General features: G+C 65.4%; 22 protein-coding genes. 7 read left to right on the forward strand and 15 right to left on the reverse strand.

Annotated elements, in window-relative coordinates:
* The first annotated feature begins 249 nt into the window (after positions 1-249).
* The 3 genes from OSH10_RS05780 (at position 250) to OSH10_RS05790 (ending at position 5969) form a co-directional block, all read left to right on the forward strand.
* Positions 250-1083, forward strand: coding sequence for an ImuA family protein (locus OSH10_RS05780; protein ID WP_266330675.1), 834 nt, complete (start codon positions 250-252; stop codon positions 1081-1083).
* A complete protein-coding gene (locus OSH10_RS05785; RefSeq protein ID WP_266330676.1) occupies positions 974-2539 on the forward strand; it encodes a Y-family DNA polymerase in 1566 nt (521 codons plus the stop codon). Before OSH10_RS05780 ends, OSH10_RS05785 begins: the two co-directional genes overlap by 110 nt.
* Positions 2540-2708: 169 nt before the next feature.
* Positions 2709-5969, forward strand: a complete 3261-nt coding sequence (locus OSH10_RS05790; RefSeq protein WP_266330677.1) for an error-prone DNA polymerase — start codon at positions 2709-2711, stop codon at positions 5967-5969.
* Positions 5970-5993: 24 nt separating this feature from the next.
* Here OSH10_RS05790 and OSH10_RS05795 read toward each other — a convergent pair whose 3' ends face one another.
* From OSH10_RS05795 to OSH10_RS05815, 5 genes are all read right to left on the reverse strand, one after another.
* The gene (locus OSH10_RS05795) at positions 5994-6302 is read right to left on the reverse strand and encodes a Dabb family protein (protein WP_266330678.1); all 309 of its coding nucleotides are present in this window, start codon (positions 6300-6302) and stop codon (positions 5994-5996) included.
* A gap of 267 nt (positions 6303-6569) precedes the next feature.
* The gene (locus tag OSH10_RS05800; protein WP_266330679.1) at positions 6570-9983 is read right to left on the reverse strand and encodes an efflux RND transporter permease subunit; all 3414 of its coding nucleotides are present in this window, start codon (positions 9981-9983) and stop codon (positions 6570-6572) included.
* Positions 9980-11197: an efflux RND transporter periplasmic adaptor subunit gene (locus OSH10_RS05805; protein ID WP_266330680.1), complete on the reverse strand. Its 1218-nt coding sequence runs from the start codon at positions 11195-11197 to the stop codon at positions 9980-9982. The genes OSH10_RS05800 and OSH10_RS05805 overlap by 4 nt, the downstream gene beginning before the upstream one ends.
* 81 nt (positions 11198-11278) lie before the next feature.
* Complete coding sequence (locus tag OSH10_RS05810) at positions 11279-11908, reverse strand: TetR/AcrR family transcriptional regulator (RefSeq protein ID WP_266330681.1); 630 nt, start codon at positions 11906-11908, stop codon at positions 11279-11281.
* A 340-nt stretch (positions 11909-12248) separates the two neighbouring features.
* On the reverse strand, positions 12249-12998 hold the full coding sequence (locus OSH10_RS05815) for an SDR family NAD(P)-dependent oxidoreductase (protein WP_266330682.1): 750 nt from the start codon (positions 12996-12998) through the stop codon (positions 12249-12251).
* Positions 12999-13164: 166 nt separating this feature from the next.
* On the opposite strand from OSH10_RS05815, the gene ribB reads away from it, so the two are divergent.
* The gene (ribB, locus tag OSH10_RS05820) at positions 13165-14268 is read left to right on the forward strand and encodes a 3,4-dihydroxy-2-butanone-4-phosphate synthase (RefSeq protein ID WP_266330683.1); all 1104 of its coding nucleotides are present in this window, start codon (positions 13165-13167) and stop codon (positions 14266-14268) included.
* Between the two features lie 108 nt (positions 14269-14376).
* On the forward strand, positions 14377-14541 hold the full coding sequence (locus OSH10_RS05825) for a DUF1328 domain-containing protein (RefSeq protein WP_266330685.1): 165 nt from the start codon (positions 14377-14379) through the stop codon (positions 14539-14541).
* Between the two features lie 77 nt (positions 14542-14618).
* Here OSH10_RS05825 and OSH10_RS05830 read toward each other — a convergent pair whose 3' ends face one another.
* Entirely contained in the window at positions 14619-15164 is a 546-nt protein-coding gene (locus OSH10_RS05830) for a sigma-70 family RNA polymerase sigma factor (RefSeq protein ID WP_266330686.1), read from the reverse strand.
* 57 nt (positions 15165-15221) lie between these two features.
* Complete coding sequence (locus OSH10_RS05835) at positions 15222-15446, reverse strand: NepR family anti-sigma factor (RefSeq protein WP_266330687.1); 225 nt, start codon at positions 15444-15446, stop codon at positions 15222-15224.
* 161 nt (positions 15447-15607) lie between these two features.
* On the opposite strand from OSH10_RS05835, the gene OSH10_RS05840 reads away from it, so the two are divergent.
* A complete protein-coding gene (locus OSH10_RS05840; protein WP_266330688.1) occupies positions 15608-16411 on the forward strand; it encodes a response regulator in 804 nt (267 codons plus the stop codon).
* A gap of 39 nt (positions 16412-16450) precedes the next feature.
* Here the strand turns inward: OSH10_RS05840 and OSH10_RS05845 are convergent, their stop codons facing one another.
* Positions 16451-16747: a CsbD family protein gene (locus OSH10_RS05845; RefSeq protein WP_456077679.1), complete on the reverse strand. Its 297-nt coding sequence runs from the start codon at positions 16745-16747 to the stop codon at positions 16451-16453.
* Here OSH10_RS05845 and OSH10_RS05850 point away from each other — a divergent pair.
* A complete protein-coding gene (locus OSH10_RS05850; protein WP_266330689.1) occupies positions 16746-18557 on the forward strand; it encodes a sensor histidine kinase in 1812 nt (603 codons plus the stop codon). The two genes, OSH10_RS05845 and OSH10_RS05850, sit on opposite strands and share 2 nt — an antisense overlap.
* Positions 18558-18684: 127 nt before the next feature.
* Here the strand turns inward: OSH10_RS05850 and OSH10_RS05855 are convergent, their stop codons facing one another.
* The 7 genes from OSH10_RS05855 to OSH10_RS05885 form a co-directional block, all read right to left on the reverse strand.
* Positions 18685-19026, reverse strand: a complete 342-nt coding sequence (locus tag OSH10_RS05855; RefSeq protein ID WP_266330690.1) for a hypothetical protein — start codon at positions 19024-19026, stop codon at positions 18685-18687.
* On the reverse strand, positions 19023-19328 hold the full coding sequence (locus OSH10_RS05860) for a DUF883 family protein (RefSeq protein ID WP_266330691.1): 306 nt from the start codon (positions 19326-19328) through the stop codon (positions 19023-19025). The genes OSH10_RS05855 and OSH10_RS05860 overlap by 4 nt, the downstream gene beginning before the upstream one ends.
* A gap of 27 nt (positions 19329-19355) precedes the next feature.
* A complete protein-coding gene (locus tag OSH10_RS05865) occupies positions 19356-19613 on the reverse strand; it encodes a hypothetical protein (RefSeq protein ID WP_266330692.1) in 258 nt (85 codons plus the stop codon).
* A 195-nt stretch (positions 19614-19808) separates the two neighbouring features.
* Positions 19809-20768, reverse strand: a complete 960-nt coding sequence (locus OSH10_RS05870; protein WP_266330694.1) for an ABC transporter permease — start codon at positions 20766-20768, stop codon at positions 19809-19811.
* A gap of 2 nt (positions 20769-20770) precedes the next feature.
* Complete coding sequence (locus OSH10_RS05875) at positions 20771-21652, reverse strand: ABC transporter permease (protein WP_266330695.1); 882 nt, start codon at positions 21650-21652, stop codon at positions 20771-20773.
* Positions 21653-21836: 184 nt separating this feature from the next.
* Complete coding sequence (locus tag OSH10_RS05880; RefSeq protein ID WP_266330696.1) at positions 21837-23117, reverse strand: ABC transporter substrate-binding protein; 1281 nt, start codon at positions 23115-23117, stop codon at positions 21837-21839.
* Positions 23118-23155: 38 nt separating this feature from the next.
* Positions 23156-24145, reverse strand: coding sequence for an ABC transporter ATP-binding protein (locus OSH10_RS05885; RefSeq protein ID WP_266330697.1), 990 nt, complete (start codon positions 24143-24145; stop codon positions 23156-23158).
* Positions 24146-24555 lie beyond the last annotated feature (410 nt).

Below are 24555 nucleotides of genomic sequence, written 5' to 3' on the forward strand. Positions count from 1 at the left end.
GCATCCCTTTCATCCCATGATGCCATAAACTGGCAGCATTGGCACGGCGACCCGCGTCCTTTCGCCTTTTCATGACGCTCCAGGATCTCCCCCGTAGGCGATCGCCCCCTCCGGATGACGGTACCCGTTCTGATACGCGACAGGCTGGGTAGTTCGCTTGCCGCGCGATTGACTCTTGCCGGATTTGGAGTCGTATTGGATAGAACAAAACAGGAACGATGGCGATCGGATCGGATAGCGACGACCAGGATGGATACCGCAAGGACGACCCTTTCCGCATTGCGGCAGCGCATTGCCGCGCTGGAGACGACGGCCCGGCCCGCGCCGCCGGGCGGGGCCCTCTCGCCGAGGGCAACCGCGCGCGCGTCCCGGATCGCGCTCGACAGGGATGCGGTCGACGCCGCGCTGGGGGGCGGGCTGGCGCGAGGCGCGCTGCATGAGATCCATGCCGCCTCGGGCGCCGATACCATGGCGGCGTCGGGCTTCTCGCTGGCTCTGGCGCTGGCGGCCGCTCCCCCCGGGCGACCGATCGTCTGGGTGCGGCAGGATTATGCCGCCCACGAGGGCGGTGACCTCCATGCCGATGGCCTGCAGGCGCTGGGTCTCGATCCCTCCGCGCTGATCCTGGTGCAGTTGCGGGATGCGCTGGCCGTCTTGCGCGCCGGCGGCGAGGCGGCCCGCTGCGGCGCGCTGGGCGCCGTGATTATCGAGCCCTGGGGCGAACCGAAGGCGCTCGACCTCACGACGCAGCGCCGCTTTTCGCTGGCGGCGGAGGCTTCGGGCGTCACCGTCCTGCTGCTGCGGCCGGGCGCGCGGCCGATGCCGGGCGGGGCGGAGACCCGCTGGCTCGTGCGTTCCGAACCGGCCGCGCCGTTGGCGATGAACGCGCCGGGCCATCCGACCTTTGACCTGACCTTGTTGCGCCATCGCCACGGACCGCCCGGCGGACCCTGGCGGCTGGAGTGGAACCGCGATGAAAAACTCTTCAAGCGCCCGGCGCTATTGCGCGATCCGGCTGCCCTTCCTCGCATCGAACCGGCTCCGAAACCTGCCGAACGCGCCCCATTCCGGCTTGCCGGCTGAAGCGCCGCTGCTGATCGTCGAAAAGGCGAAGGGCGCGCTGGCACTCGCCGCGCCGGACCCGGCGGCGTTGCGCCAGGGACTTTGCCCCGGCCTGACGCTGGCCGAGGCGCGGGCGCGCATCGCCAATCTGGTGGTGGCCGAGCACGATCCCGCCGCCGACGAGGCCTTGGTGGAGCGGATCGCCGATTGGTGCGATCGTTATACCCCGCTGGTCGCCCGCCATGGCGAGCGCGGCCTGATGCTCGACATCACCGGCGCCGCCCATCTCTTCCAGGGCGAGGCGGCGCTGCTCGAGGACCTCCTGACGCGGCTTGCCGGCTTTGGCCTCACGGCCCATGGCGCGATCGCCGGCGCGCCGGCAACCGCCCGTGCGCTGGCCCGTGGGCGGGATCGCGTGATCGTGCCGCCCGGCCGCGAGGCGGAGGCGGTAAGGCCCCTGCCCATCACGGCGTTGGGGCTGGACGCCGCGCGCGTGCAGGCGCTGCGACGGGCCGGGCTGAAGATCGTCGCCGATCTGATCGACCGGCCGCGCGCCCCGCTCGCCGCCCGCTTCGGCGCCGATTGCGTCGAACGGCTGGAACGGCTGGCCGGCATTGCCGAGCACCCGATTTCGCCGCGCCGGCCGGTTCCGGCGGCGCTCGCCGAGCGCATCTTCTTCCAGCCGATCGCCCATCAGGACGATATCGCGGCCACGCTTGCCCGCCTCGCCGCCGATGTCGCCTCGCTGCTGGAGGCGCGGGGCGAGGGCGGCCGCCATTTCGAGGCGAGCTTCTATCGCGTCGACGGCGCCGTGCGGCGGATCGAGGTTGCGACCGCGCGGCCCAACCGGGCGCCGAAGGCGATCGCGAGACTGTTTCACGAGAAACTGGACGCGCTTTCCGATCCGCTTGATGTCGGCTTCGGCTTCGACCTGATCCGTCTCGGCGCCTTTCGCACCGAGCCTTTCCTGGCCGCGCAGTCGAGCCTCGAGGGTCATGCGCTCGACGACGAGGCGGTGGCCGATCTGGTCGATCGTCTCGGCGCCCGTTTCGGGCCCGAGCGGGTGCAGGGCTTCCTGCGGGAAGACACGCATATTCCCGAGCGGCGGGCGAGGCGGGTGCCGGTCTTCGCCATGAGCGGCAATCCGGCTCTCTGGCAGGACGAACTGGAGCCCGGCGACCCGCCGCTCCGGCCACTCAGCCTGTTCGACCCGCCCGAACCCATCGAGGCGATGGGCGAGGTGCCGGACGGCCCGCCGCTCAGCTTTCGCTGGCGCCGCGTGCTGCACCAGGTGACCCGCGCCGAAGGACCGGAGCGGATCGCGCCGGAATGGTGGCGCGCCGGGGGCGATTGGCCCGACCGCGATTATTTCCGCGTCGAGGATCGCAATGGAGGGCGCTTCTGGCTCTACCGGGAAGGGTTTTATGCGGCCGACCGGCCGCAGCCGCGCTGGTTCCTGCATGGATTGTTCGCATGAGGAGTCGAGCAAGGCTCTCACCCAGCCCTCTCCAAAGGGGAGAGGGCTTTGGGCGGCGTCCGGCATGGACGATGAGCGCGGCAATCTGCATAGGCGCGCTCCCTCTCCCGCGAGCGGGAGAGGGTTGGGGTGAGGGTTTCTTCTGCCGCTTCCTGAGGATGGAGGCTGCATGAGCCCCTATGCCGAACTCGCCGTGATGTCGAACTTCTCCTTCCTGGAGGGCGGGTCGCATGCCCATGAACTGATCGTCCAGGCGCATGCGCTGGGGCTGAAGGGCATCGGCATCGCCGACCGAAACACCTTTGCCGGCATCGTCCGGGCACATGATGCCTGGTCCAGCGAGGACTATGGCAACACGCGGGTTGCCGGATTCCGCCTCGTCGTCGGCGTCCGGCTGGTGTTTCGCGATGGCACCCCCGATATCCTCGCTTATCCCGCGGATCTCGCCGCCTATAGCCGGCTTTGCCAGTTGCTGAGCCTCGGCAAGCGCCGCGCGCCGAAGGGCGAGTGCCATCTCGATTTCGACGATCTGGCCGGGCATGCGGAGGGGGCGCTCTTCATCCTGATGCCGCCGGCTCGGGTGCCGGGAGATTTTGGCGCGGCGGCGCGAAAGCTCGCCGATCTCGCGCCCGGCCGGGCGTGGATCGCCGCCGTGCTCTACCGCAAGGGCGACGACCGCCGCCGGCTCGCCGCCCTGTCGGAGCTTTCGCGGGAATGCCGGCTGCCGCTCATCGCCGTCAACGACGTGCTCTATCACGCGACCGAGCGGCGTCCGCTGCAGGACGTTTTGACCTGCATCCGCCACAAGACGACGATCGAGACGGCGGGGCGCTTGCTGGAGGCCAATGCCGAGCGGCATCTGAAGCCGGGCCTCGAAATGGCGCGGCTGTTTCGCGATTTTCCAAGAGCCGTCGGCGAGACGATGCGATTTCTGAAGCGTATCACCTTCACCCTCGACGAGATAAAATACGAATATCCGCATGAGGCCGTGCCGGAAGGCATGAGCCCGCAGGACTATCTCGAGATCCTGACATGGCAGGGGGCGGAGCGCCATTATCCCCAGGGCATCCCCGCCGAGGTCCGCGCGACGCTCGCCAAGGAATTCGCGCTGATCCGGGAGCGTAACTACGCCGCCTATTTCATCACGGTGCATGACATCGTCGTCTTTGCGCGCGGCGTCGGCATCCTGTGCCAGGGGCGCGGCTCGGCCGCCAATTCCGCCGTCTGCTATTGCCTGGGCGTCACTTCGGTCGACCCGGTCCAGCATCAGTTGCTGTTCGAGCGCTTCCTGTCGTCGGAGCGTGAGGAGCCGCCCGATATCGACGTCGATTTCGAGCATGAGCGGCGCGAGGAGGTGATCCAGTTCATCTATGAGCGCTATGGCCGCGACCGCGCCGCGATCTGCGCCACCGTCATTTCCTACCGGACGAAGAGCGCCATTCGCGAGGTCGGCAAGGCGCTGGGGCTTTCGGAGGATGTCATCGTCGCGCTCGGCGGCACCGTCTGGGGCGGCGGCTGGGGCTCGGACATCCAGAACAAGCACATCACCGATTCCGGCCTCGATCCGAAAAACCCGGAGATAGAGCGCGCGGTCAGGCTTGCCATGGAACTGCGCGGCTTTCCGCGCCACCTCTCGCAGCATGTCGGCGGTTTCGTGCTGACGCAGACGCTGCTGAACGACCTCGTGCCGAGCGGCCCGGCGGCGATGAAGGATCGCAGCTTCATCGAATGGGACAAGGACGACATCGATACCGTCGACATGATGAAGGTCGATATCCTGGCGCTCGGCATGCTGACCTGCATCCGCAAGGCTTTCGACCTGATCGCGGAGGCGGGCGGAGAACGTCACGAACTCCACACCTTGCCCTCCGAAGATCCGGCCGTCTACGACATGCTCTGCAAGGGCGACTCGATCGGCGTCTTCCAGGTCGAGAGCCGGGCGCAGATGAACATGCTGCCGCGCCTGCGGCCCCGCCGGTTCTACGATCTCGTCATCCAGGTGGCGATCGTTCGCCCAGGCCCGATCCAGGGCAACATGGTGCATCCCTATCTGAAGCGCCGCGCCGGCCTGGAGGAGGCGACCTATCCCTCGCCATCGCCGGAGCATGGCCATCCCGACGAACTGAAGGAGGTCCTGTCGCGGACGCTGGGCGTGCCGATATTCCAGGAACAGGCGATGAAACTCGCCATGGTCGCGGCGAAATTCACCGGCGACGAGGCGAATGGCCTGCGCCGTGCCATGGCGACCTTCCGGCACAATGGCACCATCCATCGCTATGAGGAAAAGATGGTCAGCCGCATGATCGCGCGCGGCTATGACCCCGCCTTCGCCAACAGCTGCTTCGAGCAGATCAAGGGGTTTGGCGAATATGGCTTCCCCGAAAGCCATGCCGCGAGCTTCGCCCGGCTTGTCTATGTCTCGGCCTGGATCAAGTGCCATCACCCGGCCGCCTTCGCCGCGGCGCTGCTGAACTCGCAACCCATGGGCTTTTACGCGCCGGCGCAGATCGTGCGCGACGCCGCCGATCACGACGTGCCGATCCATCCTGTCGATATCAATGCAAGCCTTTGGGACAACACGCTGGAGCCGACGGAAAAAGGGCTGGCGCTGCGGCTTGGCTTTCGCCAGATCGACGGCTTTCGCAAGGATTGGGCGGAGACGATCGCGTCGCGGCGGGGCGAGGCCGGTTTCGCGGCAATGGACGATCTCGTCCGCCATACGGGGCTGGAGCGGCGGGCTTACGAAAAGCTTGCCGACGCCGATGCGCTGCGCTCGCTCGGGCTCGACCGGCGGCAGGGGCTCTGGGAAGTGCGCCGCCTGCCCAGTTCCGACATCCTGCCGCTCTTCGCCGCCGCCGATGCGGCTGAACTGGGCCGCGAGCAGGATATGCCGCTACCCGCCATGCCGCTTTCCGAGCATGTCGTTGCCGATTACCAGACGCTGCGCCTGTCGCTGAAGGCGCATCCGATGCGTTTCCTGCGCGAGCGCTATACGAGCGAGCGCATCCTGTCCGCCGCGGCGATGGCGGCGCTGGCCGATGGTGCCTTCGCGCGGACGGCGGGCGTCGTTCTGGTCCGCCAGCGTCCCGGCAAGGGCAATGTCGTGTTCATGACGCTCGAGGACGAGACCGGCATCGTCAATGTCGTCGTCTGGACGCGGCTGTTCGACGAGTTCCGCCGCACCATCATCGGCGCCAAACTGGTTCTGGTCGAGGGCAATATCCAGAAGAGCGCGGAGGGCATCGTCCATCTCGTGGCGAAGAAGCTGATCGACCGCACGGGCGACCTCGATCACCTCGACGAAGACCGCCGCCCGAACCTTGCTCTGTCGCGGGCCGACGAATTCGTCCACCCGCAACAGCCCCGCCACCCCGGCGGCAGCCACCCGCGCAACGTCCGCATCATCCCGAAATCGCGGGATTTTCACTGAGGACGGTGGGCAGGAGCAAGAGCCTCAATGCTCGAGGTCGTAGACCAGGATGCCGTCGATGCCGCCTTCGGCGGCGGCGACAATGGCGGCGCCAACCTTGGCGTGCTCTTCATCGGCCAGATACTGGTCCCGCGCCGCGACGTCGCGGAAGGTCACGATGAAGCCTTCGGAAAAGCCCTTGTCGAGCCCTTCGGGGCTCATGTTGTTGCCGACGATGATGTTGATCAGGCCGTCGATGCGCGGGCGCAGCGCCAGCAGCGCGTCGAGGATCGCCACCTTAGTCTTGGCGGTGGTGTCGGCGCGGTAATTGATGAAGACGCAGTGGGTGATCATGATTCTGGGTTTCCTCCGTGGCCCGCAGGATAGGCGGTCGGAGGACAGGGCGTCACGCTGTTTCGATCGGCGGCTTGAAAGCAAGACCCTCACCCAACCCTCTCCCGCGAGCGGGCGAGGGCCTTGGGCCGAGGCGGCTAAAGGGTGAGGTCCAGTGCCAGGCACGAACCGGAAGTCGATGCACAGCGCCGCGGAGGGAAGACTCCCTCTCCCGCGCGCGGGAGAGGGCTGGGGTGAGGGGCTTCGAAACAGCCGGGAATCGCGGCCCTACTCCGCCGCGATCCGCAGTTCCTTCGAGAGCGGCGGCGCGGCCGGGGTCGGCTTGTGGCCGGCATGGGGCTCGTCTTCGTCGACCTCGTTCGGCGCGAAGGCGTGATGGAACAGGTGGCCGACGAGCCGGGAGAGGTCGTCCATGATCGTGTAGACCGACGGGATGAAGACCAGCGACAGGATCGTCGACAGGAACAACCCGCCCATCACGGCGATTGCCATCGGCGCGCGGAATTCGCCGCCCTCGCCAAGCGCCAGCGCCGCCGGCAGCATGCCGGCGCCCATCGCGATGGTGGTCATCACGATCGGTCGGGCGCGCTTGCGGCCGGCGTCGATGATCGCCTCCTTGCGGTCCATGCCGTGCTTGACCTGCTCGACCGCGAAATCGACCAGCATGATCGCGTTCTTGGTGACGATGCCCATCAGCATCAGCATGCCGATGATCACCGGCATCGAAAAGGCGTTGTTGGTGAGCAGCAGCGCCGCCACCACGCCGCCGATCGAAAGCGGCAGCGAGGCAAGGATGGTGAGCGGCTGGAACACGCTGTTGAACAGGATGATCAGCACGACGAAGACCAGCAGGATGCCCGAGCCCATGGCGACGCCAAAGGCGGAGAACACCTCGGCCTGCGCCTCGGCATCGCCGGTTTCCTGCAGGCGGACGCCCTCGGGGAAGTTCTTGACGGCGTCCATCGTCTTGATGCGCTCGGTGCCCTGGCCCGACGTAAAGCCATGCGCCATGTCGGTGCCGACCTTGACCAGCCGTTCGCGGTCATAGCGCTCGATCGTTGCCGGACCCTGGCCGAAGCTGACATCGGCAACCGTCGAAAGCGGCACCGAGCCGCCGGCCGGCAAGGGAACCCGCAGCGCCGACAGCACCGAAAGATCGGAGCGGGCGACGCGGTCGAGTTCGACCCGGATCGGCACCTGACGGCCATCGACCGTGAACTTGGCGAGATTGGCGTCGGCGGCGCCGGTCGTGGCGACGCGGATCGTCTCCGAGATCCGGTCCGGCGCGATGCCGAGCGCGGAAGCCTCGTCAAGTTTCGGCACGATGCGGATTTCCGGACGCGCGAAGGAGGAGAGCGCGACCGGGTTCAGGAACATCGGGTCGGCCTTCATCGCCGCTTCGAGGTCGCCCGACGCCCTGGCGACGCCGTCGCCATCCGGTCCGGTGACGGCGATCGTGGTTTCGCGGTCGCCGCGTTCGTTGACGACGTAAAAGCGGATGTCGGGAATGGTCGAGAGGACCGAGGCGACGATCGGCTTCATGTCCTTCTGGCTGACGCTGCGCTCCTTCTTCGGCACGAGTTCCAGGATGACGGCGGCGCGGCGGGTTTCGAGTGTGCCGGTCGGCGATGTGCCGCCCATGACGAACACGCGCTGGATCTCCGGCAATTGCCCGAGCGCCGCGGCGATCTTGTCGGTGGTGACGGTGGTTTCGTCGAGCCCGGTGCCCGGCGGCAGCTCGACCGAGACCATCAGCCGGCCCTCGTCGCCTTCGGGGATGAACTCGGACGGCAGCAGGCCTGTCGCCCAGATCGAGACGGCGAAGGTGGCGATGCCGATGCCGAGCGTCACCCAGCGCATGCCGCGGGCGAGGGTCGCCCGGAGCAGGCCGGTATACATCCGCATGACGAGACCATCATGCTCCTCGGCCGGGTGCGGCTGGCCAAGCCAGGCGCGCACCAGGGCGAAGCCGGCGGCCAGCGCCAGCGCGCCGAGCGCGATCTTGGTCCAGCCGATCGAGGCGACGCGTTCGGCGAGCGTGCCGAGCAGCGGCACGCCGACGAGCGCTTCGCCGGTGATCTGCAGCACGAGTGCGCCGAGCCCCATCACCACGGCGATGGGGATCATCGCGCGGAGCTTGCGGCCGAGATCGTTCCGGAAGCCGCCATAGACGGGCTCGCCGTCCGAGCCGTCGCCGAGATAGGGCGCGCGCATGAAATAGGCGGCCATCATCGGCGTGATCAGGCGGGCGACCAGCAGCGAGAAGAATACGGCGACGGCGACCGTCAGGCCGAACTGCTTGAAGTACTGGCCGGCGATGCCGCCCATGAACGAGACCGGCGCGAAGATCGCCATGATCGTCGCCGAGATGGCGATGACGGCGAGGCCGATCTCGTCGGCGGCCTCGAGCGCCGCGCGATAGGGCTTCTTGCCCATGCGGGTATGGCGGACGATGTTCTCGATCTCGACGATGGCGTCGTCGACGAGGATGCCCGTCACCAGCGTGATGCCGAGCAGGCTGACGAGATTGAGCGAGAAGCCCAGCATCGACAGCGCCCAGAAGGTCGGGATCGCCGAAAGCGGAAGCGCGATCGCCGCGACCAGCGTCGCGCGCCAGTCGCGCAGGAACAGCAGCACGACGAGGATGGCGAGGATCGATCCCTCATAGAGGGTATCCATCGCGCTTTCGTAATTGCCGTAGGTGTAGTGGACGGTGTTGTCGATGACCGAGAAGGTGACGTCTGGATGCGCCTGGCCGATCTCGGCGATCTTGGCGTCGACGACCTCGGCGACGGAGGCATCGCTGGCGCCCTTGGCGCGATAGATCGCCAGCGCCACGACCGGCTTGCCGTCGAGGCGGGCAAAGGATTTCGGCTCTTCCCAATGGTCCTCGACCGTGCCGAGACTGCCGAGCCGGACCTCGCGGCCGCCGGAAATCACGATGCGGGCGTTGGCGAGATCCTCGATCGACTTGGCGCCCGCCAGGGTGCGGATGGTCTGCTCCTGGCTGCCGACTTCGCCCTTGCCGCCGGCGAGGTCGACATTGGTGATCTGCAGCTGGCGATTGACGTCCGCCGCCGTGACGCCGAGCGCCATCAGGCGGTCGGGATCGAGACGGATCTGGATTTCGCGGGTGACGCCGCCCATGCGTTCGACGCGGCCGACGCCCTTCAGCGCCTGCAGGTCGCGGATGACGCTGTCGTCGATGAACCAGGAGAGCTGCTCCGGCGACATGGTCGGCGCCAGCGCGCCATAGGTGATGATCGACTGGCTTTCGACGTCGATTCGCTGGACGATCGGTTCGTCCACCGTGCGCGGCAGGTCGCCACGGATCTTCGCGATCGCGTCCTTGACGTCGTTCAGCGCGCGGTCGGTATTGACCTCGAGGCGGAATTCGATGGCGGTCGTCGACTGGCCGTCGGTGATGGTCGAGGAGACGTGCTTGACGCCGGTGATGGCGGCAACCGCGTCCTCGACCTTCTTGGTGATCTGGGTTTCCAGCTCGGCCGGCGCCGTGCCGGCATCGGTCACGGTGACCGAGATGATCGGCACGTCGATGTTGGGGAAGCGCGTGATCGGCAGTCCCATGAACGAGACGATGCCGAAGGCACAGAGCACGACGAACAGGAGGATCGGCGGAACCGGATTGCGGATCGCCCAGGCGGAGAAGTTCCAGTTCATCCCTTCGCTCCCTCGCTGTCGCCTTCGCGCTTGGCTTCCACCGGGGTCACGGCATCGCCGTCCCGTACGAACGTGCCGGCGCGCAGCACCACGGCGTCGCCCACCGAAATGCCTTCGACGACCTCGACCAGTCCCTTGCCGGAAATGCCGGTCTTGATCGGCCGCGTCTGGATCTTGCCGTCGACGACGACCTGCGCGGTCGCTTCACCGGCCGTGGTGACGACGGCGGAGACGGGGATCGTCACGCCTTCCCGGCGGGCGAGTTCGACCGTGCCGCGCGCAAAGGCGCCGGCATTGACCTTGATGCCGGCCGGCAGCGCGACGCGCAGGCGGCCAAGCCGGCTCGCATTGTCGATGCGCGGAGCGACGAGGCGCACCGTGCCGGGAATGCCTTCCGGCACGCCCTGGACGGTGACCAGGACCGGCTGGCCGACCGCGATCTGCGCCAGTTCGGCTTCCGGCACCTGCGCTTCCAGCTCGATGGCGCCATCCTCGGCCAGGCGGAACAGCGGTTCGCCGCCGCCGGAGACGATCGCGCCGATGCGGGCCGAGCGCGACAACACGAGCCCATCGGTCGGCGCCTTGATCTCGGTCTTGGCGACGCGCAGTTCCAATTCGCGGCGTTGCGCCTCGGTCAGAGTCTTGTCGGCCTCGGCAAGCGCCAGGCCCTGGGCGGCGGCGTCGCGGCGGGCGGCGGCCGTCTTGGCGGTCGATTCCCGCAGGTCGAGCGTGTCCTGGGCGACGATGCCCTTGGTCTTCAGCGACTGGCCGCGATCGAAGGAAGCGTTGGCCTGCGCCTCGATGGCGGTCGCCTCGGCGATCTGGCTCTTGGCCTGGGCGATCGCCGCGTCGTTGCGGGCGAGGGACGAGGCGTTCTGCGCAAGCTGGACATCCAGCATGTCGGTCGAAAGCCGCGCCAGAACCTGGCCGGCCTTGACGTGGTCGCCTTCCTCGGCCGAAAGCTCGGTCAGCCGGTAGCCGTCGAGATCGACGCCGACCAGCACTTCCTCGCGCGGCACCAGCGATCCGATGACGATGGCGGTCTGCACGACCTCCTTGCGCGCCGCGGGAATGACGGTGATCGCCGGCGGCTTGGGGGCTTCCGTGGACGGCCTGGGCTCGTTGGCCGACGCCGGGAACATCGAGTCCGGCAGGGCGAGCGCCCCGGCGGCGATGGCGGCGACGAAGGCGGCCGAAGCCGCGAGACGGGTCATACGCTTCATATTCGTTCGGCCGCCTCAAGCGGCCCCTCTGGTCAGGTTGGCGCGGGCGGTCTCACGCCGCCGTCATGCCGCTCAGGCTTTCATTCCCAAAACACCGGCGACGAGCCGCCGCAGCAGCGGCTCGACCCGGGCAAGCGATAGGTCGGGGTCGTTGATCTGGCGCAGCGCAATGCCGTCGACGGCGGCCTGCAGCATGCTGATCGTTGCATCGAGATCGGCGTTCGGCGGCATTTCGCCCGTCTCGATCGCCTCGAGGAAAACTTCGCGCATGATGTCGCGCACGCTGTCGTCGATCTGGGCAAAGCGCTTGCCGATCTCGGAATTGCGCAGGCTTTCCGCGCTGATTTCCGCCATCAACTCGCAGGCGCCGGGATCGCGCATATAGGCGAAATAGCCCATGGCGCAGCTCATCATCCGATCCAGCAGCGGCCCGGTTCCGCGCATCGTCTCGATCAGTTCGGCCGCGCCGCAGCGTTCCTCCTGGGCGATGGCCTCGATGATCGCTTCCTTGGAAGGGAAATAGCGATAGAGGCCGCCGGGGCTCATCTTGGCTTCGAGGCAGATCTCCTGCATTGAGGCGCCGCGAAACCCGGAGCGGGCAAAGCAGGTGCGGGCCGCGTCGAGGATCTGCGTGCGTCGGGCATCCTGCGCGCTTTCGCGCGGCGAGAGGTCGGTGACTTCAGGTTGCGCGAGCTGGGTCATTGGCATCCGGACTTACTTGCGAATGAATGTTCGCTCGCAGCAGATGCTGTCGCCATGCCGCTAAGTCAAGATGGGGCTGGAAGCGCCGCTGTCGAATCTTCGTCCGGCCCGCCAATCTGCGGCAAATCCGTCACAACTCGCCCGGCGCTGCCGCGCTGGATGGAGAGATTGGGAGTGAAGAGGGCGCCTGCAAGGGCGCCGATCGCGGTGAGTCGTCCCGCCGGCGACTTTTTCGGTTGCGTCGGAAGCACGGTGCTCCGTCCGCGCAAGGCCGGGTGCAAGCCAATAAAAAACCTCCGCCCCGCTGCGGGGCCGGAGGTTTGCTGGGAAAGCGCGATGATCAGTAGGTAGCGCGGCCGCCCGAAAGATCGAACACGGCGCCGGTGGTGAAGGAGCATTCCTCGCTGGCGAGCCAGGTCAGGATGGCGGCGGCTTCCTCGACCGTGCCGAAGCGGCCCATCGGGATCTTCGACAGCATGTAGTCGATATGCGCCTGGCTCACCTGCTTGAGGATGGGCGTGTCGATCGTCGCCGGCGTGATGGCGTTGACCGTGATGTTGTCCTTGGCCAGTTCCTTGCCGAGCGACTTGGTGAAGCCGATGACCGCGGCCTTGGCGGCCGAATAGGCCGATGCCGTCGGATTGCCTTCCTTGCCGGCGATCGAGGCGACATTGACGATGCGGCCGTAGCCGTTTTTCTTCATCAGCGGCGCGACGAAGCGGTTGCAATAGAACAGGCCGTGGACGTTGATCTCGAACACGCGCTGCCATTCCTCGATCGGATAATCGACGACGAGCGCGTTCTTGCCGGCGATGCCGGCCGAACAGATCAGGATGTCGATCTTGCCGAGATGGCTTTCGGCGGTCTTGGCGGCGGCTTCGACCTGTTCCGGCTTGGAAATATCGAGCTGCACGCCATGCGCCTTCGGGCCCAGTGCGGCCTTGGCGGCGTCGATTCGGGCTGCGTCCACGTCCCAGATACAGACTGTTCCGCCCTCGGAGACAATGCGCTCGGCGGTCTTGAACCCGATTCCCGAAGCGCCGCCCGTCACGATCGCTCCCCGACCGGAAAAACGCTTGATATCTGCCATTCGTCTATTCTTCCTCTGTCCGCGTCCGAACAACGCCGCCTCTACGGTGGCGATACTGGTAAGGCCCATATGGTCATCAGACAACCCGTTTTGCGCGCTTGCGGAGTGGCACTCCGTGGTTGATTGCTTATAAGGACAGGATCTTTTCCGCTCACGGACATGGTTCATGGCCCTCAATACGATTGAAGAAGCCGTCGCCGCGATCGCTGCCGGCGAACTGGTTGTCGTCGTCGACGATACGGATCGCGAGAACGAGGGCGACCTGATCATGGCCGCGTCGAAGGCAACGGCCGAGAAGGTCGCCTTCATGATCCGGCATACCAGCGGCATCATCTGCGTTCCCGTCCATGCCGATCGCGCCGAGGCGCTGCATCTGCCGCCGATGGTCGCCAACAACCGCGATCCGATGCGCACTGCTTTCACCGTCACGGTCGATTACAAGGTGGGCCTCACCACCGGAATTTCCGCCGAGGAGCGCGCCAACACGATCCAGGCGCTTGCCAACGACAATTGCACCGCATCGGACTTCCTCCGTCCCGGCCATATCTTCCCGTTGATCTCGCGCGAGGGTGGCGTGCTGATCCGTTCCGGCCATACCGAGGCGGCGACCGACCTGTCGCGCCTGGCCGGGCTGGAGCCGGCCGGCGTGCTGGCCGAGGTCGTCAATGACGATGGCACCGTCAAGCGCCTGCCGGAATTGCTGGAGTTCGCCAGGGAGCATGGTCTGAAGATCGTCTCGATCGAGGATCTGATCGCCTATCGGGCCCGCACGGAAAACTTCGTCAAGGTCGTCGACAGTTTCCAGGTTCCGGTCGGCGGGCGCACCGCGACGGCCTTCGTGTACGAGACCCCTTTCGATCCGCTGCAGCATCTGGCTATCGTCTTCGGCGACGTCGCCGAGCAGGCCGACGTGCTGGTTCGCATCCATCGTGCCAATCCGATCTCCGACCTGATCTCGCGCGGCCCGGACTCCAAGGGCTGGCTCGAAACGACCTTGCGCAAGGTTGGCGCCGCCGATCGCGGTGTCTTCGTGCTGATCCGCGATCCCGCGGTGGTGCGTCCGGATGGCTCGGCCGCCGGCGATGGCGAGGAGCGCCATATGTCGGCCCGGCAGCGCAAGGAGCGCTGGCGCGAGATCGGCGTCGGCGCTCAGATCCTGCGGGATCTCAAGGTCCGTTCGATCCGCCTGCTGTCGTCGCAGGAGCGCCAATATGTCGGCCTGCAGGGGTTCGGCATCGCCATTACCGGCCGCGAGCATTCGGATGAGTGATTTCCTGGCCCGGAAGGCATAGCGGGTTTTCGCGGAGGGAACCGCATCGCTCATTCTGCATTGGATGCTTGAGCGGCCTGAAGCCGCGTGCACCCATGGAGAATTTTGATGCTGAGCTGGGCGATTTTCTTTCTCGTAGTCGCGCTTGTCGCTGCCGTTCTTGGTTTCGGCGGCATCGCTGGTACCGCCATTGGCATCGCGAAGATCATCTTTGTGGTCGCGATCGTTCTGTTCCTGATCTCCGGTGTCATGCACCTGATGCGTCGGGCCTGAACGCTCGAAGGCGACGTCACAAAAAACCCCGCGATCTCGGATCGCGGGGTTTTTTTGTTGGGCTATCGGGGAGCGGTTCAGCCGGCGCGCAGAGCCATTGCCTGTTCGATCTCGTCGGCGGAGCGCTTGGCCGTTTCGGCCGGCGGCAGGGGAACGCCGCCGCTCATGATCTCCTCCAGCCGGGCGCGGGCGCGGGAGACGCGGCTCTTCACCGTGCCGACCTTCACGTCGCAGATCTCGGCCGCTTCTTCGTAGGAGAAGCCGCTGGCGCCGATCAGGACGAGCGCTTCGCGCTGTTCGTCGGGCAGGAGCTGCATGGCGCGCAGGAAGTCGTCCAGTTCCAGATGGCCGTGCTGGGCTCCGATATCGGACAGACGGGCGGCGTGCGTGCCTTCCGCGTCCTCGACCTCGCGCCGACGTTTACGGCCTTCCGAATAGTACTGATTGCGCAGGATCGTCACCAGCCAGGCGTGCAGGTTCGTGCCGACCTGGAACTTGTCCTTGTTGGCAAGGGCGCGCATGACGGTTTCCTGCACGAGGTCGTCAGCGCGATCGCGATTGCCGCTGATCGAGCGAGCGAAGGCGCGAAGCATGGGCAGTGCGTCGACCAGTTCATTCTTCATGTCTGTCTCCGTGGCAATCCATGCCTTGGGGCAGTTTCAGGATATGCGGCAGTCGTCTCACGGGGTGCCCTTGGGTGGTGGCGGCGGCTCGGACTTCACGGGCTCGTCGTCGATCCTGTCGAGAAGGGACATGATGTCGTCGGGGAGAGGTTCGCTCAACGAATTGTCGAAGACACGGCGCAACTGCCGGCCGATCCAGTCCTCTTTTTCGCCCTGGCTGTTGGCCGAAGGGGGCGCGGAGCGAAACTCGGCGCTTTTCGCGTTGCTATCGTTGTTGTCCACGTTTCTTGTCCTGGCTGTGCCCAATTTGCGCTCCGTTGGTGAGTGCGGTGCGTCTCTGTCGGTGCCAATGCGGCACCCCAAAAAAGGTTCCTGAATTTTTGGAACCGAATCGAACCGACTGCGTTCTCTCGTCTGGAACGATCCTTTTGAAGGGGGAATAGATGCCCGAAAGTCTGTCGCAGGCGCTTGCGCCGCATCTGCCGTTTCTGCGGCGCTACGCGCGCGCCCTGACCGGCGGCCAGATCAGCGGCGATGCTTATGTCCGGGCTTGCCTGCTCGCGATTGTGAACGCGCCCGCGATCATCGATCGCTCGGTCCATCCCAAGATTGCTCTCTATCGCCTGTTCCACGCCATCTGGTCGGGAACGCAGCTTGGTAGCGACGTTGTCATCGACGGCCTGAGCCGCCAGGAGACGACGGCGCAGCAGCGTCTTGCCGCCATGACGCCGGAAAGCCGGCAGGCCCTCCTTCTGACCACGATGGAAGGTTTTTCCGACGAGGACGCCGCCGCCGTCATGGGCATTCCGGCCGAGCGAGTCCAGCCGCTGCTGAGCGACGCGCTCGCGGAGATCGATCGCCAGACCCGCACGCGGGTGCTGATCATCGAGGACGAGCCGCTGATCGCGATGGATCTCACCGGCATCGTTCAGGAACTGGGTCACGAGGTCGCCGCCGTGGCGCGCACTCGCACCGATGCGGTCGAGGCTGCCGCGCGCGAGCAGCCCGGTCTGGTGCTGGCCGACATCCAGCTTGCCGACGGCTCCTCCGGCATCGATGCCGTGAAGGACATCCTCTCCGGTTTCACGCTTCCCGTTATCTTCATCACGGCGTTCCCCCAGCGTCTGCTGACGGGCGAACGCCCGGAGCCGACCTTCCTGTTGACCAAGCCTTTCGATCCCCGCACCGTCAAGGCGGCGATCAGCCAGGCTCTGTTCTTCAACTCGACAGCGTCGGTGGCAGCCTGAGGCGAGAGGGCCCGGCGTCAAGCCGGGCCTCCCCCCGCATCATGACAGCCGCTTCATCCATTCATCGACTTCGGCCTCTGCCTTTTCGCGCGCGATGCCGTAGCGCTCCTGAAGCCGGCCGGCCAATTCCTCGCGTTTGCCGGCCGCCACGGTGAGGTCGTCATCAGTGAGCTTTCCCCACTGCTGGCGGGCCAAGCCCTTGAACTGCTTCCAATTGCCTTGGACTGCGTCCCGGTTCATTGTCCGTCTCCTCTTTCGGGTGGAGTAGTGGAAGGTCAATGGCCGGTCGGCCGGATCGTTCCCGCATTTACGCAGCGCGAAGAAGGACCATTCCATGGACTGGCTGCTCAACATCCTTTCTCAGGGTTCGGATGCGCTGGGCGGAAATCTGTTGCGATCGATCCCGAGGCTGATGGTTTCGGTCAGCACTTTTGCGATCGCGGTGGCCGCGATATCGTTTCTGTGGCGTCGCCGCGATCTTCCCACCGTCTATCGGCGCGTCGCGCTGTCGCTCATCCTGCTGCTGTTGGGAATCGCGGTCTCCTATCTGATTGCGGCCTTTCCGGTGCTGCGACCGTCGATCTATGCGCGGGTCTTCGAGATCGTCGCCGCCCTGAGCGCGCTGGTGGCGGTATTCCTCATCCGATACGTTCTTCCGGAGCTGCTCGCTTTGCCGTCGCCTCGGCTGCTGGAGCGCAACAACCGCCATCTCAAATCCGAGATCGACGCGCATATCGACACGATGCGGCAGCTGACCGACATCCGCAGCGAGCTCGAGGAGAAGGTATATGTCCGCACGCGCGAGCTGACGGCGACCAAGCAGCGCTTCGAAGCAGCGCTCTCCGGCTCGGATATCGCGGTCTTCAACCAGGATACGCGGCTGGTCTTCACCTGGGCCTATGACCCGCGGCGCGGCCTGACGCCGGAAGAGGTGGTCGGCAAGACGGACGCGGACCTGTTTCCCGAAGATGTCGCCCAGTCCGTGGCGGACGCCAAGCGCAACGTGGTCGAGAGCGGCAAGGGGACGTCGCTCAACGTCGTGGTCAAGACCGATGGCGCGTCCCAGTATCTGCGCCTTTCGATCGAGCCGCTGCGGGACGGGTCGGGCGAGATCATCGGCCTGACGTCCGCGGTCGTCGACCTCACCGAGCGCCATGACTACGAGACGCGCCTGTCGGCGCTGACCTCCGGACTGGCCGAGGCCAATGCCCGGTTCGACATGGCGCTGCGGGGATCCTCGATCATGGTTTTCAGCCATGATCGCGACCTGCGCTACAACTGGGTCTACAATCCGGCGATCGGCCTCAATGCCGATGACATGATCGGCCGCACCGACGAGGAATTCTGGCAGGACGAAGGCAGTCAGTCGATCGTCGACATGAAGAAGGCGGCAGTGGCCTCCGGCGAGGCGCAGCATGGCGAGATCGTCATGACGCTCGATGACAAGCCACGCTATTTCCAGCTACGGCTGGAGCCGATCCTCGGGCGGGATCGCAGCATCCAGGGACTGGCGGGCGTGGCGGTGGATGTCACCGAGGCGCATCAGCAGGAACTGCATCTGCGGCTGGTCATGCGCGAACTGACCCACCGCTCCAAGAACCTGCTCGCGGTGATCCAGGCCATGGCGCGCCAGACCGCCGCCCGCTCGGACGATCCGCAGACCTTCGTCACCCGTTTCTCCGCCCGGCTGCGGGCGATGGCGGCGTCGCACGACCTGCTGGTCGCCCGCGAATGGCACGGCGCCACGCTGAAGGACCTCGTCAGCGCCCAGCTTTCGCAGGCGATCGATCCGGGTTCCGACCAGCTCGTCATCGAAGGACCGATGCTGAGTCTTCGCCCGGATGCCGTGCAGAATATCGGCCTGGCCTTGCATGAGCTGACAACCAACGCGGCCAAGTACGGCGCGCTTTCGGTTCCGGACGGGCGCATCTCGCTAAACTGGGGCATCCGCAACGGCGATCGGCTTCACCTCCGCTGGGAGGAGACCAACGGGCCGATGGTGCAGCAGCCGGAGAAGACTGGCTTCGGTGTCACGTTGCTGGAGCGCAGCGTCGGCCAGGCGCTCGACGGCATCGTCACGCTGGAGTTCACGCCGGGCGGCGTGGTGTGCGAGATCGACATCCCCTCGAGCCACGCGCTGGACTGAGGCCATTCGAGGTTCCCGGTCGGACGGCCACTCCGCCGAAGCCCGCAACAAAAAAGGAGCCTGTGAAAGGCTCCTCTCCGTTTCCGCAATTTGGATGTCTAGCCGCGGCGCGGGGCCGGGCTGGAATTCAGCGCTTGCGCGCCAGGCCGCCCAGAAGGCCCATGGCGAAGGCAAGGGCGACGCTGGTGGTGCCGACCTCCTGCTGCTGGCGGCGGCCGTTACGCCAGTTCGCCACCAGCAGGATGATCAATCCAACCACCAGGAACGCTCCGCCCACGACCATCTTGGCGACCAGCGATCCATAGCTGTAGGCCAGTGCCTGGTACCCGGCAGCCACGCCGAAGCAAACGCCGACAATAATGAACACCCCCGCGAGGGCCAGAAGGCCGACTCGCTTGAGGGTGCGCACGGTGGTTTGCGTGGCGGCAGCGGCCGCCACGCTTGTCAGGGCCTGGAACAGGCCGCTCATCGCCGGCCTATGAGCGCACCGATGAACAGGCCGATGCCGGCTGCGATCAGCACGGCGGGAACCGGATTGCCGGTGATCTGGCCTTCGATATCCTCGGCGACCCTTTGCCCGCGGCGGCGTGCCTCGTCGGCCGAGGCGCGGAAGGTCTCGCTGGCCCGGCCGGCGGCATTGTGCAGCGCGTCCGCTCCGGCGCTCGCCTGTTCCGAACCGAATTTGCGGATCGTATCCGTCAGCGAGGCCAATTCGGCCTGGATGGCCTTCACCTGGTCGGAGAGGTCCGAACCGTCTGTCTTGGTCACCATTTTGGCACTCCTGTTCGTTGCTCAAGTTTAAGAAGGCTTGAGAGATCTACCCGGAAGTATATGCGGCGCGGGCATCGAGTTGTCGACATGTTTCAGCGCGGTGGAGAGTTCCATGGTTAGCTTTTTATAAGCTTCCCGCTCCTCGGCTGAAGCAAGGGGCGCCAGCCTGCTGACCGCTCGTCGCCAATGCAGCAGCGTTTCCGCCTTTTGGCTGTCCGAGAGAACCTTGTCCTCGACGATATCCCCGGGCCGCCAAAAGCCGGCATATCCCTGATATGCGATCATTTGTTCCATCCTGGTTCATTCCAAGCGACCCGCAGAGAGAACGGCCCAAATCGCCAATGGTTCCAGTGGGATCGCGACCGCTCTTCGCCGCACGATGGCAAGCCTGCTCCAATGCAATCCGCCGCGCCCGGGTGACCCGGACGCGGCGGAAGTCTGTCATTTCGACAAGAACCGGGGTCGTGCCCCGGCGTCCTGTCAGGTCGTGCCCTTGCCCGCGTCGGAGCCATGACGCTTGCGGCGATGCTGGGCGATCAGCATGGCGAGGATCGCCAGGCCGATGACGGCGAAGGAGACCGCCGTCGTCACGGTGCCGAGCGCGTAGATCACGGGTGTGGTCACCGTGGTGGTGAGGCCGCGCAGCGTCAGCGGCAGGGTATTGACCGAGCCGACCGTCTGGCTGGAGCGGGCGATCTCGTCCCAGGACAGCGTGAAGCCGAACAGCGCGACGCCAACCAGCGACGGTGCAATCATCGGCAGCACGACATAGCGGAAGGTCTGCCAGGACGAGGCGCCGAGGTCGCGCGCCGCTTCCTCATAGGCCGGGTTGAATCGGTTGAAGACGGCGAACATGATGAGCAGGCCGAAGGGTAGCGTCCAGGTCAGATGCGCGCCGAGGCCGGAGGTGAACAGCCCCATCAGGGTCTGGAAATTGTCCTGGATCAGGATGCCGATATTGCCGAGGAAGTTCGTCCACATCGTCGGGTCGGGGATGTCGACATAGTTTTCGACCAGACGGTCACCGAGGCCGGTGATGGTCTGGTTGAACAGCTGGAATTCCAGCGCGATGCCGAGCGACACGACGATCGAGGGCAGGATCAGGCTGGCGATCGCCGTGAAGAACAGGATGTTGGAACCCTTGAACTTCTGGCGGAAGGCATAGCCGGCCATCACCGAGATCACGACGGTGACCAGCGTCACGACGAGGCCCAGCTTCAGCGAGTTGATCAGCGCGTCGACGACGTTGGGCACGCCGATGCCGGCCCACAGATTGTGGAACCAGTGCAGCGAGACCCCATTCATCGGAAAGGTCATGCCGCCGTTCGGGCCCTGGAACGACAGCACCAGGATGGTGATCGTCGGGCCGTAGAGGAACAGCACATAGAGGGCGAAAACCGCCGACAGCACGTAGAATGCGCGGGAGCGTCCTTCGGCCATGCTCAGAGCTCCTTGCGAATGTCGACGAAGCGCAGCAGCGTCCAGATGATCATCAGCACGATGGCCAAAAGGACGACGGCGTTGGCGGCGGCGATCGGGAATTGCAGCGCGTTGATCTGGCTTTCGATCACCTTGCCGGCGGAGGCGATCTGCTGGCCGCCCATCAGGCCGATCGAGATGAAGTCGCCCATCACCACCGTGATGACGAAGATCGAGCCGATGGCGATGCCGGTCTTGGATAGCGGGATGATGACGTTCCACAGCGTCTGCCAGCCCGAAGCGCCCGTGTCATAGGCGGCCTCGACGAGCGATTTGTCGATGCGCGACATCGAGTTCAGGATCGGCACGATCATGAAGACGGTATTGAGGTGGACGAGCGCCAGCACCACGGAAAAATTGGAATAGAGCAGCCAGTCGAGCGGCTCGGAAGTGAGGCCGACGCCCATCAGCCACTGGTTGACGACGCCATTGCGTCCCAGCAGCGGGATCCAGGAGATCATGCGGATGACATTGGAGGTCCAGAACGGGATCGTCGTGACCAGCGCCAGGATCAGGCGCATGTTGTTGGACTTGATCTCGAAGACGAGGAAATAGGCGATCGTGAAGCCGAGCACGAGCGTGATCAGCCAGACCATCAGGCAGAATTTCAGCGTCGACAGATAGGTGCGGAAGGTGGTGCAGAGGTCCGGCAGCGAGGCGAGGCACTTGTCGAAGGCCGTGGCGTAGTTGTCGCCGACAAAGGCCGGTTCGATCGAGTAGCCCGTATAGGTCCAGAAGCTGACGGCAAGCGTTACCAGGAGCGGCAGCACGAAGAAGATCAGGAAGACGATCGCGAGCGGCGCGGCCTGCCAATAGGGTGCCCAGCGCGATTTCATTTCCAGCATGGTCGGGCAGGCTCCATTTCGATGGAAGAAGGCGGAAAGCCGGGATCGCATGACTCTGCGCCGACGGGCAGGGGCATTGCGGGGGCGACCGGGCTAGGAACGGCGGGCGGGCGCGGTCGTCTGGTATCGCAGTTTGCCTGCGGGCGGGGGTTGGGATCCCGCCCGCAGGCAAGGTCATGGCCGATCAGGCGGCGATGAACTCGTTCCACTTCTGGATCATGTAGGCGTTCTCATCCATGATCGAGTTCCAGCAGGCCACGGCACCCATGCGGGTGTTGTAGGAGCCGCCGTCACGGATCGAGCCGGCCTTCTCGAGCAGGCCGCCATCCGGACCGAGAATGTCCTTCTCGGCCGGCTTGCCTTCCATCCAGAACGCCCATTCATAGGGTTCCATGCTCTGCTGCGCGGTATCGAGCACGGCGGCGTAGTAGCCCTGGCGGTTCAGATAGGCGCCGGCCCAGCCGTCGAGGAACCAGTTGATGAACTCGTAGGCGGCGTCGAGCTTCTTGCCCTTCAGCGTCTTCGGCAGGCCGAAGCCCGAAGCCCAGGCGCGATAGCCTTCCTTCAGCGGCTGGAAGGTGCAGGGGATGCCCTTCAGGCGGACGGCGGTGACGGCCGGCGACCACATCGACTGGATGACCGTCTCGCCCGAGGCCATCAGATTGACGCTCTCGTTGAAGTCCGACCAGAAGGCGCGGAACTGGCCGGCCTTCTTGGCTTCGATCAGGGTCGCGATCGTCTTGTCGATCTCTTCCTTGGTCATGTTGCCCTTGTCGCCGTACTTCACGGTGCCGAGGGCTTCGTTGACCATCGCGGCGTCCATGATGCCGATCGACGGGATGTTGAGGATCGAGGTCTTGCCCTTGAATTCCGGGTTGAGCAGCTCAGCCCAGCTTTCGATCGGGCGCTTGATCAGGTCGGGACGGATGCCGAGCGTGTCGGCGTTGTAGGTCGTCGGTATCAGGGTGATCCACTCGGTCTGCTCCTTGGCGAACTCCTTGCCGCGCTGCTTCTCGAGATACATCACCTTGTGCGGCGCGGTGCCCTGGTCGCCGATCTTCTTGCCGTCGATCTCGCCCTTGGTGATGGCGGTCGCGAGCTTGTCGACCAGCTTGACCTTCTTGGCGTCGATCGCCTGGAAGTTGCCGGAAGGGATCAGGTTGCGCAGCGAGAAATACTCGGTATCGACCAGATCGAACGAGTCCGGCTGGGTGATGATGCGCTTGGTGACGTCATCGGTGGTGACGGTGACGTATTCGATGTTGATGCCGGTGATTTCCTTCGCCTTGGCGGCGATGGCCGGCGACTGGTTGGTCGCGGTCGAGAGGTAGCGCAGCGTGATCGGTTCGTCGGCATGCACGGCCGGAAAGCCGGTCACGGCCGTGGTGCCGAGGAAGCCGGCGGTGATCGCGGAGCCCTTCAGCAGCGTACGGCGGGAGATCCCGCTCTTGGTCTTGTCGCTCATTCCCTGTTCTCCTCTGGGTTTGTTGCCGTGATCCGCGCTCAGGCCGAGGCGGAGAGTTCGTGGACGTCGTTGGGATCCCACTGCACCGTGACGGTGTCGCCGGTCTCGAAAGGCTGCTGGTAGAAGGCGCGCTCGGGGACGATCGCGGTCATCTCGATGCCGGCATCGGTCGCGAGGCTGAGATAAACGGCGGTGCCCTGGTACTCGACGTCGCGCACCGCGGCGGCGACGCCTTCGCCGCCACCCGGCGAGACGCTCAGCCGGTCGGCGCGGACGCTTACCGTGCGTCCATCGACCGGCAGGACGTTGTGGCCGCCGATGAAGCGGGCGACGAATTCGCTCGCCGGAGCGTTGAAGATCTCGCGCGGCGTGCCGGCCTGCTCGATCTTGCCGTTGTTCATGATGACGATCAGGTCGGCCAGGGCCATCGCCTCTTCCTGGCTGTGCGTCACATGGATGAAGGAGATGCCGAGTTCGCGCTGGAAGCGCTTCAGTTCGGCGCGCACGCGGATCTTCAGGAAGGGATCCAGCGCCGAGAGCGGTTCGTCGAGCAGCAGGATCTGCGGATCGGTGACGAGCGCGCGGGCCAGCGCCACGCGTTGCTGCTGGCCGCCGGAGAGCTGCGCGGGCAAGCGCTCGGCATAGCGCTCCATGTCGACGAGCTTCAGCGCCTCGGTCGCCTTGATCGAGCGGTCGACCTTGCCGACGCCCTTCATCTTCAGCGAGAAGGCCACGTTGTCGCGCACCGAGAGATGCGGGAAGAGAGCGTAGGACTGAAACATCATCGCAGTGCCGCGCTTGGCGGGCGGCAGCTTGTTCACGATCTCGTTGCCGAGCGCGATGTCACCGTCGGAAACAGCCTCGTGCCCGGCGATCATCCGGAGCGTCGAGGACTTGCCGCACCCCGAGGGGCCGAGAAGGCAGCAATAGGTGCCAGCCTTGATCTTGAGGTTGATCGCGTCGACGGCGATCGTGCCGCCATAGCTCTTGGTGACCGATGCCAATTCCAGATCTGCGGGTCGTGCCATCATCGTCTCCAATGGAACCTGCGGAGAGAGTGGCAAGTCGCGTGCCAGCGGCGGAATTCCGCGGTTTTCCGATTGGGAAAGGCTTGGGGAAGGAGAGGGCGCGACTGTTTGGCATGGCGAAATAAGATGCCTGCCGAATTTTTAAGCAGTCTGAGTGTCTGGCCAATGGCGGGCAGCCCGTTTTCAGGGCGCTGCGCAATTTCCATGCAGAAGCGAATCCATGGGTTTCCAGCGCGCCGCGCCACTGGCTCGTTCTTGTGCAGCGCACACTTTGGAATGGCTCAAATCGAGCCTTGACGAAATTTCTAGAATTTGTCCAAATGATCAAGCTTTTGAGCCGCGACCCCAAAAATCAAAAAATGAGGGGTGGTCGCGGCAGCAGTTTCGACCGGTTGGCGGAGCGCCTGCCG

The sequence above is a fragment of the Kaistia defluvii genome, assembly GCF_026343955.1.
Classification (GTDB): domain Bacteria; phylum Pseudomonadota; class Alphaproteobacteria; order Rhizobiales; family Kaistiaceae; genus Kaistia; species Kaistia defluvii.

Coding starts and splice junctions, on each gene's coding strand:
- OSH10_RS05865 (WP_266330692.1), bottom strand. CDS start 19,613: ATGATCGCATATCAGGGATATGCCGGCTTTTGGCGGCCCGGGGATATC.
- OSH10_RS05800 (WP_266330679.1), bottom strand. CDS start 9,983: ATGAACTGGAACTTCTCCGCCTGGGCGATCCGCAATCCGGTTCCGCCG.
- OSH10_RS05795 (WP_266330678.1), bottom strand. CDS start 6,302: ATGATCACCCACTGCGTCTTCATCAATTACCGCGCCGACACCACCGCC.
- OSH10_RS05855 (WP_266330690.1), bottom strand. CDS start 19,026: ATGAGCGGCCTGTTCCAGGCCCTGACAAGCGTGGCGGCCGCTGCCGCC.
- OSH10_RS05805 (WP_266330680.1), bottom strand. CDS start 11,197: ATGACCCGTCTCGCGGCTTCGGCCGCCTTCGTCGCCGCCATCGCCGCC.
- OSH10_RS05825 (WP_266330685.1), top strand. CDS start 14,377: ATGCTGAGCTGGGCGATTTTCTTTCTCGTAGTCGCGCTTGTCGCTGCC.
- ribB (WP_266330683.1), top strand. CDS start 13,165: ATGGCCCTCAATACGATTGAAGAAGCCGTCGCCGCGATCGCTGCCGGC.
- OSH10_RS05785 (WP_266330676.1), top strand. CDS start 974: ATGAAAAACTCTTCAAGCGCCCGGCGCTATTGCGCGATCCGGCTGCCC.
- OSH10_RS05870 (WP_266330694.1), bottom strand. CDS start 20,768: ATGGCCGAAGGACGCTCCCGCGCATTCTACGTGCTGTCGGCGGTTTTC.
- OSH10_RS05815 (WP_266330682.1), bottom strand. CDS start 12,998: ATGGCAGATATCAAGCGTTTTTCCGGTCGGGGAGCGATCGTGACGGGC.
- OSH10_RS05850 (WP_266330689.1), top strand. CDS start 16,746: ATGGACTGGCTGCTCAACATCCTTTCTCAGGGTTCGGATGCGCTGGGC.
- OSH10_RS05790 (WP_266330677.1), top strand. CDS start 2,709: ATGAGCCCCTATGCCGAACTCGCCGTGATGTCGAACTTCTCCTTCCTG.
- OSH10_RS05875 (WP_266330695.1), bottom strand. CDS start 21,652: ATGCTGGAAATGAAATCGCGCTGGGCACCCTATTGGCAGGCCGCGCCG.
- OSH10_RS05880 (WP_266330696.1), bottom strand. CDS start 23,117: ATGAGCGACAAGACCAAGAGCGGGATCTCCCGCCGTACGCTGCTGAAG.
- OSH10_RS05810 (WP_266330681.1), bottom strand. CDS start 11,908: ATGACCCAGCTCGCGCAACCTGAAGTCACCGACCTCTCGCCGCGCGAA.
- OSH10_RS05780 (WP_266330675.1), top strand. CDS start 250: ATGGATACCGCAAGGACGACCCTTTCCGCATTGCGGCAGCGCATTGCC.
- OSH10_RS05845 (WP_456077679.1), bottom strand. CDS start 16,747: ATGGAATGGTCCTTCTTCGCGCTGCGTAAATGCGGGAACGATCCGGCC.
- OSH10_RS05860 (WP_266330691.1), bottom strand. CDS start 19,328: ATGGTGACCAAGACAGACGGTTCGGACCTCTCCGACCAGGTGAAGGCC.
- OSH10_RS05885 (WP_266330697.1), bottom strand. CDS start 24,145: ATGGCACGACCCGCAGATCTGGAATTGGCATCGGTCACCAAGAGCTAT.
- OSH10_RS05830 (WP_266330686.1), bottom strand. CDS start 15,164: ATGAAGAATGAACTGGTCGACGCACTGCCCATGCTTCGCGCCTTCGCT.
- OSH10_RS05840 (WP_266330688.1), top strand. CDS start 15,608: ATGCCCGAAAGTCTGTCGCAGGCGCTTGCGCCGCATCTGCCGTTTCTG.